This window comes from Mesorhizobium sp. M0217, assembly GCF_040321955.1.
Taxonomy (GTDB): Bacteria; Pseudomonadota; Alphaproteobacteria; order Rhizobiales; family Rhizobiaceae; genus Mesorhizobium.
The window spans coordinates 176,369-188,884 of the sequence record NZ_JAMYSN010000005.1 but is presented as its reverse complement, the minus strand read 5'-3'; the positions used below and the strand labels follow the sequence as shown (position 1 = coordinate 188,884).

Below are 12,516 nucleotides of genomic sequence, written 5' to 3'. Positions count from 1 at the left end.
GATGAACAATCTTCAGCTTCGCATCGTCTCGGCGCTGGTGCTGGCCGCAATAGCGCTTGGCCTGACCTGGTTGGGAGGGCTGTGGTTCCGCCTGCTTTGCGCCGGGATATCGGCGGTCATCTTCTATGAATGGGCGCGCATGTCGCGCCCCTTGGCCGGTGCGACCCTCGGCTTCATTCCCGAAGCGCTGCTTCTGGTTTTCGTCGTCGCCCTGGTTGCAGGCGTGCCGGCATCGTGGCTTCTGTCTCTTGTCCTGGCCATGGTTGTGGTCGCTGCTGTCGGCGCCCGTATGCGTGGAGCGGCGCAATGGGATGCAGCCGGTCTTGCCTACGCGGCTTTGTCCGGCTTATCGCTGGCGCTGCTGCGCGGCGGCGACCATCCCGGCCTGGTCGCAATCCTGTTTCTGTTCGCCGTGGTCTGGGCGACCGACATCTTCGCCTATTTCGTCGGCCGCTCCGTCGGTGGGCCCAAGCTCGCGCCATCTATATCCCCCGGCAAGACGCAGAGCGGCGCGCTTGGCGGCGCTGTCGGCGGCGTGGCCGCCGGCGTGCTTCTGGCTGCCGCCGCCGGGGCCGGCAATCTTGGCGTCCTCGCCTTGGTTGCGCTGGTGCTGTCGATTGTTGCCCAGGCTGGCGATCTCTTCGAATCCTGGGTCAAGCGCCGCCACGGCCGCAAGGATTCAAGCGCGTTGATACCCGGGCATGGCGGTGTCATGGACAGGGTGGACGGGCTTGTCGCGGCGGCTTTTGCCCTATACGTGATCGGCTGGATTTCGGCGGGCGCCGATCATCCGGCGCAGGGGCTGTTTCCGGCTTGAGTGATATTTCACGGCGAAGAAATGGCGCACGCCACGGATTCGCCTGGATTGATGTCACAGTCGCGGCGACACCTTTTGCCGCGGGTGAATTTGAGGGCATGACTTGAACGAAATTCTTCACGCGTTTTTCAGCACGGAAGGCTTTGTCCTCGGCACGCTGGTGCCGTTTCTGTTCGTGCTGACCGTGGTCGTCTTCATTCACGAAATGGGCCATTACCTGGTCGGCCGCTGGTGCGGCATTGGCGTGAAGGCCTTTTCGATCGGCTTCGGCCCCGAACTTCTCGGCTTCAACGATAGCCACGGCACGCGCTGGAAGCTCTGCGCCATACCGCTCGGCGGTTATGTCAAATTCGTCGGCGACATGAGCGCCACGTCGAGCCAGCCGAGTTCGGAAGATCTGGAAACGCTGACTGACGCTGAACGCAAGGTCGCCTTCCACACGCAACCCATCTGGAAACGCGCCGCCACGGTGGTGGCCGGACCGCTGTTCAACTTCCTTTTGACCATTGCCGTCTTTGCCGTGCTGTTTTCCCTCTATGGCCGCCCTGTGTTTGAGCCGATGGTGGCGGCGGTCACCGCCGGCAGTCCAGCCGAAAGGGCCGGCATTTTGCCAGGCGACCGATTCGTCGCCGTCGACGGCAGCAAGGTTGAGACCTTCGCCGACGTCCAACGCCTGGTCTCAGGCCGCGGCGGCGACGCTATCAGCTTCACCATGTTGCGCGACGGCAAGGAGGTCACCGTCGTCGCGACGCCGGAGCCGATGGAGCAGCTGGACGCGCTGGGCAACAAGGTCAAGGTGGCCGTCATCGGCGTCGTCAACAACAAGGATGTCGGCCAGCCCAGGCTGATCACCTACAGCCCTGTCGGAGCAGTCGGCGCCGCGGTCGAGGAGACGGGGCACGTCATTCAGCGCACCGGCCAGTTCCTGCAGCGATTCGTCGTCGGCCGCGAAGACAAATGCCAGCTGGGCGGCCCCATCAAGATCGCCAAGATGTCGGGGCAGGCGGCAAAGCTGGGCTTCCTGTGGCTGGTGCAACTCGTCGCCGGGCTGTCGGTCGGGATCGGAATTCTGAACCTTTTGCCGATTCCCCCCCTCGACGGCGGCCACCTCCTGTTCTACGCACTCGAAGCCGTTTTCCGGCGTCCGGTATCGGAGCGGATGATGGAAATGGGATACCGGGCCGGCCTCTTTCTGGTGCTGGGATTTATGGGCTTCGTCTTCTGGAACGATCTGTTTGGGTGCTGAAATCATGAAGAAATTTGGCTTCAGCACCGGCAATGTTGAGACGCCGTTTACCATGCACGGGGGTATGCGTGACGCGAAAGCCACGCATCAGGGTTAAGTAATTACAAATTAACCAGAAGCCTTGCGTGTAGGGAAAATCCGGTTAATACGGTAGGAGAAATTACCGCACGTCCGGTTTTCTCGCCGTGGGGACTTCGAGAAAAGGTACAAAAGCCCGATGAAGGCAGCATCCAAATTTTTGAGCGCCGCGTCCGCGGTGGCTATGTCCGCCGCTCTGGTTGTACCAGGTGCGCTCGCCGTGCAGTTCGTTGCCACATCTGCGGCGCAGGCAGCCGTTGTCTCGAGAGTCGAGGTCAGCGGCAACCAGCGTGTCGACGCCGACACCATCCGCAACTACATCACGATCAAGCCGGGCAAGGCGTTTTCCAGCGCCGATATCGACGATGCGGTCAAGGCGCTGTTCGGCACCGGGCTGTTCTCGGACGTGCAGATCAATCAGGTCGGTTCGACGCTGGTGGTCAAGGTTGCCGAATATCAGGTCGTCAACCAGGTTCTGTTCCAGGGCAACAAGAAGCTCAAGGACAATGCGCTGGCAGTCGCCGTGCAGTTGAAGCCGCGCGGGACGTTCTCGCAGGCAACGCTGGACTCCGATGTCGAGGCGGTGAAGGCTGCCTACAGGCGGATTGGCCGCGATGACGCCACTGTCACGACGCAGATCATGGATCTCGGCGACAACCGGGTGAACGTGGTCTTCAACATCAACGAAGGCGGCCGCACCAAGATCGCCGCCGTCAATTTCGTCGGCAACAGCGCCTATTCGAGCCGCCGCCTGTCTGACGTCATCGCCACCAAGCGCTCGAGCTTCCTGTCTTTCGTGCTGCGTGACGACGTCTATGACGAGGACAAGCTGCGCGCCGACCAGGAATCGCTGCGCCGCTTCTACTACAATCACGGCTATGCCGACTTCCAGGTGGTCTCAGCTGTCGGCGAGCTCGACGACACGACCAACCAGTACACCGTTACCATCACCGTCCAGGAAGGCGACCGCTATACGTTCGGCGACGTCAGCGTCGAGAGCACCATTCCCGAAGTCGACTCGAAGGCGCTGGAATCGGTGGTTCAGACCCACAAGGGCGACGTCTACAACGCCAAGGATGTCGAGGACACCATCATCGCGCTGACCGAAAAGGTCGCGGGTTCGGGCTATGCCTTCGCCCAGGTGACGCCGCGCGGCGATCGCAACTTCGAGAACCACACCATTTCGGTCGTCTATACGATCGACCAAGGCACCAAGGCCTATATCGAGCGCATCGAAATCCGCGGCAACGACCGCACGCGCGACTATGTCATTCGTCGCGAATTCGATGTCAGCGAAGGCGACGCCTTCAACCAGGTACTTATCCAGCGCGCGAAGAAGCGGCTGGAAGCGCTGGATTATTTTGAGAAAGTCGACATCTCGACTGTTCCCGGTTCCGAGCCTGACCAGGTCGTGCTCGTGGTTGACGTGGTTGAGAAATCGACCGGCGAGTTCTCTGTCGGCGCAGGTTATTCGACCGGTGGCGACACTGCCGGTCCGTCTGTCGAAGGTTCGGTCGCGGAGCGCAACTTCCTCGGTCGCGGCCAGTACATCAAGGTTTCGGCGGGTGGCGGCAAGAATTCGCGCGACTACAGCCTGTCTTTCACCGAGCCATATTTCCTCGGGCGCCGTATCGCCGCCGGCTTCGACATCTTCCAGCAGACCCGAAATTATTCGGACTACGAGAGCGAGACGCTGGGTGCGACCGTTCGCTTCGGCCTGCCGATCACCGACAATATCTCGACGCAGCTAGCGTACAATATCGCGCAGGAAAAGTATAAGTTCGACAAAGACTGCGATAAGAACGGAAACGGCGTAATCGACCCCGGCCCTCCGCTGGAATGTGATGTCTCAAAGGCAATACAGGAAGGCGTTGAAGACAGCCCATGGCTCAAGTCCTCAGTCAGCCTTGGACTGGTCTACAACACCATCGACGACATGAAGAGCCCGCATGAAGGCATCTACGCCACCACGACTGTGGAAGTGGCCGGTCTTGGTGGCGATGCCAAATTCGTCAAGGTTACTGGTCGCGGCACTGTCTATCAGACCCTGTCCGAACAGCTGGATCTGGTCGGCCTGATCTCGGGCGGAGCCGGCCATATCGCGGGCTATGGAGATAATGGCCTGCGCATCTTCGATCAGTTCAAGAGCAGCGACCGCATGATCCGCGGCTTCGAGTATGGCGGTATCGGCCCTGTGGATACTGCAACGGGTGATCACCTCGGCGGTACCACCTATTTCAATGCGTCGGCGGAAGCTCAGTTCCCGATACCGGTCATTCCGGAAAGCTTTGGCGTGCGCGGTGCTGTGTTTGCTGATGCTGCAACGCTTTACGGCAGCAAGATCGACACCGCCGGCGTCACTCAGGCCTCGGTTGATATGAAGCTGCGCGCCTCGGTTGGTGTCGGCTTGTTGTGGTCATCCCCCTTCGGCCCGATCCGCATTGACTATGCGATGCCCGTCAAGAAGGAAAAGACCGACGACGTGCAGGAATTCAACTTCGGCATGTCGAGCCGCTTCTGATCTTGCGGTAACGATGCTTCCGGGCCGTTGGGGTCCGGAAGAGAATTGATCCGACCTAGCTGGATATTGCTTCTGGAATGACCGATCCGGTGTTCTTCGCGCCATCACGCCGGTATACGGCCGGCGAAGTCGCGAATCTGACCGGCGCATCGCTTGTCGATTCCGATCTTGCCCACATATCGATCGATGCGTTGGCGCCAGCGAACGAAGGCGGCGAGGGTGCGCTCGTCTTCGTCGACGGCAAGCGCAATTTCGCGCTGATGCAGTCGCTCAAGGCGGCGGCCGTGTTTTGTCCCGCCGAGTTCGCCGGCAAGGCGCCGGCCGGCATTGCGGTTCTGGTGCATCCGCGCCCGCAGCAGGCCTTCGCCATGATCGGCCGGCTGCTGTTCCCGACGGCGGCTACGCCGGGACCGATGACCAGCGAAACCGGGGTCTCGCCGCAAGCTCATGTCGATGCCTCGGCGCATATCGAGGCAGGCGCAATCATCGAAGCCGGAGCCGTCGTCGGCCCGCGTGCTTCCATCGGCAGCGGAACGGTCATTGCCCCCCACGCCGTTATCGGCCCCTCCTGCCAGATCGGCCGTGACGGCTACATCGGGCCGGGTGTCAGTGTTCAATATGCGCTGATCGGCAACCGCGTCATCATTCATGGCGGCGCCAGGATCGGCCAGGACGGTTTCGGCTTTGTCGGCGGCGCCAAAGGGCCCGAGCGTGTGCCGCAGGTCGGCCGCGTCATCATTCAGGACGATGTCGAAATCGGCTCGAACACGACCGTCGATCGCGGCGCCATGTCGGATACCGTCATCGGTCAGGGGACCAAGATCGACAATCTGGTGCAGATCGCCCATAACGTTCGCATCGGCCGCAATTGCATTATTGCCGGGCTCTCTGGTATTTCCGGCTCCGTCACCGTCGGCGACGGTGTCACCATGGGGGGCGGCGTTGGCCTTGCCGATCATTTGACCATCGGATCAGGGGCCAAGCTTGCTGCAAGAAGCGGGTTCATGAGCAACGTGCCGGCGGGCGAGATCTGGGGAGGCTATCCGGCGCAGCCGATGGCGGAAGCCATGCGCGAGATCGCCATGCTGAGGAAGCTTGCCAGGACGCGCAAGCAGGGCGAAGGGGGAAGTAGCTGAGATGGTGCCGGCGACGCTCGAAGCTGTCGATATACTGGGGTTGATGAAGCTTTTGCCGCATCGCTATCCCTTCCTGATGATCGACCGCATCATCGATATCGACGGCAATGATTCTGCCATCGGCATCAAGAACGTGACCATCAATGAGCCGCATTTCCAGGGCCATTTCCCGGATCAGCCGGTGATGCCGGGCGTGCTCATCGTCGAGGCCATGGCGCAGACCGCCGGGGCGATCTGCATCCGTAACCTCAACACGGAAAAGCCGTCGCTGGTCTATTTCCTGACCATCGATAATGCGAAATTCCGCAAACCGGTCGTCCCGGGCGACCAGTTGAAAATCCACGTCAAGAAAATCAAGATGCGCGGCAACCTGCTCAAATTCGCCTGCGAGGCCATGGTGGAGGGCACAAAGGCCGCCGAAGCCGAGATCTCGGCAATGATGGTTACCGGCTGACGGTTCGAAATGCTCATGAAAATACAGACTTCAATCCACCCCTCGGCCGTCATCGAGGCCGGCGCGCAGATCGGCGAAGGCGCCGCAATAGGACCTTTCTGCTATGTCGGCGCTGACGCCGTGATCGGTGACCGCGTCGAACTGGTCAGCCATGTCTCGGTGCTGGGCGCGACAACCATTGGCGCCGCGACCAAGGTCTATCCAATGGCGACACTGGGCGGACCGCCGCAGAACACCAAGCACAAGGGCGGCCGCACCACTTTGGTCATCGGCCAGAACTGCACGATCCGCGAAGGCGTGACCATGCATCTCGGCACCGATTCCAGCCGCGGCGAGACGACCGTCGGCGACAACGGCAATTTCCTTGCCTATGCCCACATTGCCCATGATTGCGTCGTCGGTAAAAACGCCACCTTCGCCAATGGCGCGACCCTGGGCGGCCATTGCGAGGTCGGTGACAGCGTCTATATTGGCGGCCTCAGCGCCGTTCATCAGTTCGTGCGTGTTGGTGACAACGCCTTTCTCGGCGGCTGCTCGGCTTTTGTCGGCGATGTCATTCCCTACGCCATTGCGGTGGGCAATCGCGCCAGCCTGCGTGGACTCAACATCATCGGCCTGAAGCGCGCCGGGTTGCCGCGCGCCGAAATCTACCTGCTGCGCAAGGCTTACAAGACCATCTTCGACCGCTCCCGCACTGTCGGCGAGAACATCGAATTCGCCAAGGCCGAGTTTGCGTCGTCGCCGACGGCCATGAAAATCATCGATTTCATCACCAGTCGCGGCAAGCGGCATTTTGCCGTCCCGTCGCTTAAGGGTGGCGACGGCGACGATGCCGATGACGAAGGCTGAGGCCACTTCAACGGGCCTCGATCTTGCGCCGGACGCCAGGGTCGGCATCATTGCCGGCGGCGGTAGCTTGCCGGTCGAAGTTGCCGCCGGCCTGGCGGAGGCCGGACATCCGCCCGTCATCATCCTGGTCGAAGGTCAGGCCGACCGTCAGTCCAACCTCACAATCTATGAGCATGAAAGCCTTGCGTTGGAAGACATCGGCTCGCTGGTTGCGTTGCTGAGGCGCCGGCGGATCACCCATCTTGTGCTTGCCGGCGAGATCAGGCGCAGGCCGCGGTTGGTCGACATGCGTCCGAACCTTGGGCTACTGGCACTTATACCCTCGCTCGCCATGGCGCTTGCCCGCGGCGATGACGGGCTGTTGAAGATATTGACCCGCGGCCTGGAGGCACGGGGCGTCAAGGTTGTCGGTGCGCATGAAGTCGTGCCCCGGCTCGTCGCGGCCGAAGGGCCGCTGACCAAAGCAGTGCCGCGAAAGTCCGACTGGCGCGATATCGAGGCGGCACACGCGGCGGCAAAGGCCATCGGCGCGCTCGACATTGGTCAGGCGGCAATTGCCATCGGTGGCCGCACTGTTGCCCTGGAAGGCGTCGAGGGCACCCACGGACTGCTCGAGCGGACGCAGCAGTTGCGCGGCCATGGCAGGCTGGCCGGCAAGACGCGCGGTGTCCTGGTCAAATGCGCCAAGCCTGGCCAGGAATTGCGTGCCGATCTGCCATCTATCGGCCCCCGGACCGTCGAGGCGGCGCATGCCGCGGGGCTCGCCGGCATTGCCGTCGAAGCCGGCCGTTCGCTCATCCTCGAAGGCCCCGCCGTTGTCGCGCGCGCCAATGCGCTCGGCCTGTTCGTGTTCGGCCTGCCGGCTGCGGAGTCTGTCCATGGCAGCTGAGAAGCCGCTGAAGATTGCCATCGTCGCCGGCGAAGAATCCGGCGACCTGCTGGGCGCCGACATCGTGCAGGCGCTGAAGCGCATGACCGGGCGCGAGGTGCAACTCGTCGGCACTGGCGGGCGGCACCTGCAGGCGCTCGGACTGGCGCCGCTGTTCGACGGCGCCGAGATCGCGCTGATGGGGCTCAGCGCCATCCTGCGTGACTTGCCGCGCCTGATGCGGCGGATCAGCCAGACGGCAAGTGCTGTCGCCGCCGAAAAACCCGACTGTCTGATCACCATCGACAGCCCCGATTTCTCGCTGCGCGTCGCCAAAAAGATCCGCGCCGCCGATCCGTCGATCCCGATCGTCCATTATGTCTGCCCGAGCGTCTGGGCGTGGCGGCCGGGTAGGGCGGCCGCGATGAAGCCCTATGTCGACCACATACTGTGCATCCTGCCTTTCGAGGTAAAGGAGCTCAGCCGTCTCGGCGGCCCGCCCGGCACTTACGTCGGACATCGCCTCACGCATGATCCAGGCGTGCTGGGCGCGGCCAGGGCGCAAGCCCAGCCACGCGATCTCTCGGCCGATCGCGTCAAGACGCTGCTCGTTCTGCCAGGGTCGCGGCGCGGCGAGGTCAGCCGGCTTATCGGTCCGTTCGGCGAGACGGTGTCGGCGCTGCGCGCGCGTGGCCACCGGCTGCGGCTGTTGCTGCCGACGGTGCCGCATGTCGCCGAACTGGTCAAAACGTCGGTGGCGCGCTGGGATCAGGAGCCGGAAGTCATCCTTGACCCCGAGCGCAAGTGGCAGGCCTTCGGCAAGGCCGATGCGGCGCTGATCGCGTCAGGAACGGTTTCGCTGGAACTGGCGTTGTCGGGTGTACCGATGATCTCTTGCTACAAGTTCGATCCGATCATGCTGATGGCGCAGAGCCTGATCACGGTGTGGAGCGCCGCTTTGCCCAACCTTATCGCCGACCGGCCGCTCGTGCCGGAAAGCTACAACCAGTATGTGCGGCCGCACTATCTGGCGCGGCAGCTCGAGGCACTGTTTTCAGACACCGCCTACCGCGCCTGGCAAAAGGACGGCTTTGCCGAAGTTGCCAGGCGTATGGCAACCGACAAGCCGTCCGGCGATATCGCCGCGGATGTCGTTCTTCGCCACATCGGGAGAGCGAATAAGGCTTAGTAAGGAGTGAACGATGAATAGTGAATAGCGAATAGTGAATAGTGAATAGTGATTAACGCGCTCTCGCTATAATCAAGCTGCTACTTACTACCTGCTACTTACTACCTGCTATTCACTACTTACCATTCACCATTCACTCTCTTTCACCTTTTCGCAATCGGCACGTAGTCGCGTTCCGGGGCACCGGTATAGAGCTGGCGCGGACGGCCGATCTTCTGGTGGGGATCCTCGATCATTTCCTTCCACTGCGCGATCCAGCCGACGGTGCGCGCGACCGCGAACAGCACGGTGAACATGGTGGTGGGGAAGCCCAGCGCCTTCAGCGTGATGCCGGAATAGAAATCGACGTTCGGATAGAGCTTCTTCTCGATGAAGTAGGAATCGGTCAGCGCGATCTTTTCCAGCTCCATGGCGATATCGAGCAGCGGATCGTCCTTGATGCCGAGTTCGCCCAGCACCTCATGCGCCGTCTTCTGCATGATTTTCGCGCGAGGATCGTAGTTCTTGTAGACGCGATGGCCGAAGCCCATCAGCCGGAACGGATCGTTCTTGTCCTTGGCGCGGGCGATGAATTCCGGGATGTGGTCGACATGGCCGATCTCGCCCAGCATGTTGAGCGCCGCTTCGTTGGCGCCGCCATGCGCCGGGCCCCACAGGCAGGCGATGCCGGCGGCAATGCAGGCGAACGGATTGGCGCCCGACGAGCCGGCAAGGCGCACCGTCGAGGTCGAGGCGTTTTGTTCGTGGTCGGCATGCAGGATGAAGATGCGCTCCATGGCGCGCGCCAGCACCGGATTGATCTTGTATTCCTCGCACGGCACCGCAAAGCACATATGCAGGAAGTTGGCGGCGAAGTTCAGCTCGTTCTTCGGGTAAATGAAGGGCTGGCCGATATGGTATTTGTAGGCCATGGCCGCAATCGTCGGCATCTTGGCAATCAGCCGCATCGAGGCGACCATGCGCTGATACGGATCCGAAATATCGGTGGAGTCGTGATAGAAGGCCGACAGCGCGCCGACCACGCCGCACATCACAGCCATCGGATGCGCGTCGCGGCGGAAGCCGGTGAAGAAGCGCGACATCTGCTCGTGCACCATGGTGTGGCGCGTCACCCGGTAGTCGAAATCGTCCTTCTGCGCCTTGGTCGGCAGTTCGCCGTAGAGCAGGAGGTAGCAGACTTCGAGGAAGTCGCCATGCTCGGCCAGCTGGTCGATGGGGTAGCCGCGGTGAAGCAGGATGCCGGCATCGCCGTCGATGAAGGTTATCGCCGACTCGCAGCTCGCCGTCGAGGTGAAGCCGGGATCGTAGGTGAAGGCGCCGGTGGTGTTGTAGAGCGCACCGATGTCGATGACGTCGGGCCCGACCGAGCCGCTCCGCACCTTGAATTCATGCGTCTTGCCGGCCAGTTCGAGCGTGGCAGTCGACGGGTGCGTCGTCTTGCTGCCGGTTTCCAGTCTCGTCGCAGCTTCGCTCATTCTCAAACTCCTTCATCTTCCTCATGCCGGCAAGGCAATTCCTGCAAACGACACGTCGAAATCACCGGAATGCGCGAACTCGCCACCGCATTTAGGAAGTGCGTGCCAGATTGGGCCAAGGCCTAATGTTGCACTGCGAAACCCGCCTTTCAATGCCAATCTTTTTGGGCCAGCTCGCTCCTAATCGATTTGATCCGCAATCCGCGCCAGGCTTTCCTCGCGGCCAAGCACGGCAAGAACGTCGAACACGCCGGGCGAGGTGCTACGGCCGGTAAGGGCCGCCCGGAGCGGTTGGGCCACGGCGCCGAGCTTGTGGCCGCCGGCCGCTGCGAACTCGCGCACCGCGGCTTCAGCCGCGGCAGCCGACCAATCGCCCGGAACAGTCTGCAAAGCGGCATGTGCGCCGCGCAGGATCGCGCGCGCGTCGGCACTGAGCAGTGCTGCCGCCTTCTCGTCGATCGGCAGCGGCCGCTCGACGAACAGGAAGGCCGCGCCATCGGCCAGTTCCACCAGCGTCTTGGAGCGCTCTTTCAGACCCGGCAAGGCAGCCAGCAGCTGCGCCTTCCTGGCGTCGTCGAGACGGGCGGCGATAGCCGGTCCGCTTTCCAGGTATGGCAGAGTGGCGACGAAAATGTCGAACAGCTCGGCATCGGCCATCTTGCGCATATGCGCGCCGTTGATCGACTCGAGCTTGGCGAAGTCGAAGCGCGCCGCACCCTTGTTGACATCGCCGATGTCGAACCACGAAATCATGTCCTTGATCGACATGATCTCGTCGTCGCCATGGCTCCAGCCGAGCCTTGCCAGATAGTTGAGCAGTGCCTCGGGCAGATAGCCCATGGCGCGATAAGCCTCGACACCGAGTGCGCCGTGCCGCTTCGACAGCTTGGCGCCGTCGGCGCCGTGGATCAGCGGGATATGCGACATCGACGGGACGTCCCAGCCCATGGCGTTGTAGATCACCGTCTGGCGCGCGGCGTTGGTCAGATGGTCGTCGCCACGGATGATGTGGGTGACGCCCATGTCATGGTCGTCGACGACGACGGCATGCATGTAGGTCGGATTGCCGTCCGAGCGCAGAATGATGAAATCGTCGAGGTCCTTGTTGGGGAAGCGCACCTCGCCCTGCACACGGTCGTGCACCACGGTTTCGCCCTCGGTCGGCGCCTTGATGCGGATGGCGCCCTTGACGCCGGGAGGCGCCTCCGAGGGGGCACGATCGCGCCACTGGCCGTTGTAGCGCGGCGGCAGACCCTTGGCGCGTGCGGCCTCGCGCATCGCCTCGAGCTCGGCAGGCGTCTCGTAGCTGTAATAGGCCTTGCCCAGGCGCACCAGCTCCTCGGCCACCTCACGGTGGCGCGGCGCGCGCTCGAACTGCGATATGGCCTCACCGTCCCAGGAAAGGCCGAGCCAGGTCAGCCCATCCAGAATGGCCTGTGTCGCCGCCTCGTTGAAGCGTTCGCGGTCGGTGTCCTCGATGCGCAGCACCATCGTGCCGCCGGTGTGCTTGGCGTACAGCCAGTTGAACAGCGCCGTGCGCGCGCCGCCGATATGCAGATAGCCGGTGGGCGAGGGGGCAAAACGGGTGACGACCGTGTCGGACATGGAACTCTTGGAACCTTGGAAAGCGGAGCGTGATCTCGCGGACTTTCGCGCTTTGCGCGTTCATGTAGCATAGGGGGTCTGGGGCGCAAGGGGCAGACCCGATGGCTGAACGTGGCCGGGGCACGTCGGCAATTATCGGTTGCGTCAACTGGCGCTGGAGCCTTGTAGCACAAAATCTGTTCGCACCCTCCGCGCAACCTCGTTTGGCAGCAGCGTCAATGTCTGGGTTTCATTCGGCTGCAGCGTCCGTCACAGTGCCTGGAACATCGCTGCGACGG

Annotated in this window: 10 protein-coding genes; 8 read left to right on the top strand and 2 right to left on the bottom strand. The window is 62.3% G+C overall.

All coding sequences use genetic code 11. The annotated features are described in order from the left end of the window. Window position 1 precedes the first annotated feature (1 nt). The 8 genes from NKJ18_RS11820 to lpxB all read left to right on the top strand — a co-directional run bounded on the left by NKJ18_RS11820 (window position 2) and on the right by lpxB (window position 9,158). On the top strand, window positions 2-817 hold the full coding sequence (locus NKJ18_RS11820) for a phosphatidate cytidylyltransferase (RefSeq protein ID WP_023696555.1): 816 nt from the start codon (window positions 2-4) through the stop codon (window positions 815-817). 103 nt (window positions 818-920) lie between these two features. After that, window positions 921-2,063 carry an RIP metalloprotease RseP gene (gene rseP, locus NKJ18_RS11815; protein WP_023754870.1) on the top strand — a complete coding sequence of 381 codons (1,143 nt, stop codon included), beginning with the start codon at window positions 921-923 and terminating at the stop codon, window positions 2,061-2,063. Window positions 2,064-2,280: 217 nt separating this feature from the next. After that, the gene (bamA, locus tag NKJ18_RS11810) at window positions 2,281-4,662 is read left to right on the top strand and encodes an outer membrane protein assembly factor BamA (protein WP_352758276.1); all 2,382 of its coding nucleotides are present in this window, start codon (window positions 2,281-2,283) and stop codon (window positions 4,660-4,662) included. Between the two features lie 77 nt (window positions 4,663-4,739). Further along, on the top strand, window positions 4,740-5,798 hold the full coding sequence (gene lpxD / locus NKJ18_RS11805) for a UDP-3-O-(3-hydroxymyristoyl)glucosamine N-acyltransferase (RefSeq protein ID WP_352758275.1): 1,059 nt from the start codon (window positions 4,740-4,742) through the stop codon (window positions 5,796-5,798). A 1-nt stretch (window position 5,799) separates the two neighbouring features. Beyond that, window positions 5,800-6,252 carry a 3-hydroxyacyl-ACP dehydratase FabZ gene (fabZ, locus tag NKJ18_RS11800; protein ID WP_023671033.1) on the top strand — a complete coding sequence of 151 codons (453 nt, stop codon included), beginning with the start codon at window positions 5,800-5,802 and terminating at the stop codon, window positions 6,250-6,252. 15 nt (window positions 6,253-6,267) lie between these two features. Beyond that, entirely contained in the window at window positions 6,268-7,101 is an 834-nt protein-coding gene (lpxA, locus tag NKJ18_RS11795; protein ID WP_023706235.1) for an acyl-ACP--UDP-N-acetylglucosamine O-acyltransferase, read from the top strand. Beyond that, the gene (locus NKJ18_RS11790; protein ID WP_352758274.1) at window positions 7,088-7,990 is read left to right on the top strand and encodes an LpxI family protein; all 903 of its coding nucleotides are present in this window, start codon (window positions 7,088-7,090) and stop codon (window positions 7,988-7,990) included. Before lpxA ends, NKJ18_RS11790 begins: the two co-directional genes overlap by 14 nt. Next, a complete protein-coding gene (gene lpxB, locus NKJ18_RS11785) occupies window positions 7,980-9,158 on the top strand; it encodes a lipid-A-disaccharide synthase (RefSeq protein WP_352758273.1) in 1,179 nt (392 codons plus the stop codon). The genes NKJ18_RS11790 and lpxB overlap by 11 nt, the downstream gene beginning before the upstream one ends. A gap of 143 nt (window positions 9,159-9,301) precedes the next feature. On the opposite strand, the gene gltA is transcribed toward lpxB, so the two are convergent. Together gltA and gltX are read right to left on the bottom strand one after the other, a co-directional pair. After that, window positions 9,302-10,633: a citrate synthase gene (gltA, locus tag NKJ18_RS11780; RefSeq protein WP_023671037.1), complete on the bottom strand. Its 1,332-nt coding sequence runs from the start codon at window positions 10,631-10,633 to the stop codon at window positions 9,302-9,304. A gap of 180 nt (window positions 10,634-10,813) precedes the next feature. Further along, on the bottom strand, window positions 10,814-12,238 hold the full coding sequence (gene gltX, locus NKJ18_RS11775) for a glutamate--tRNA ligase (RefSeq protein ID WP_352758272.1): 1,425 nt from the start codon (window positions 12,236-12,238) through the stop codon (window positions 10,814-10,816). Window positions 12,239-12,516 lie beyond the last annotated feature (278 nt).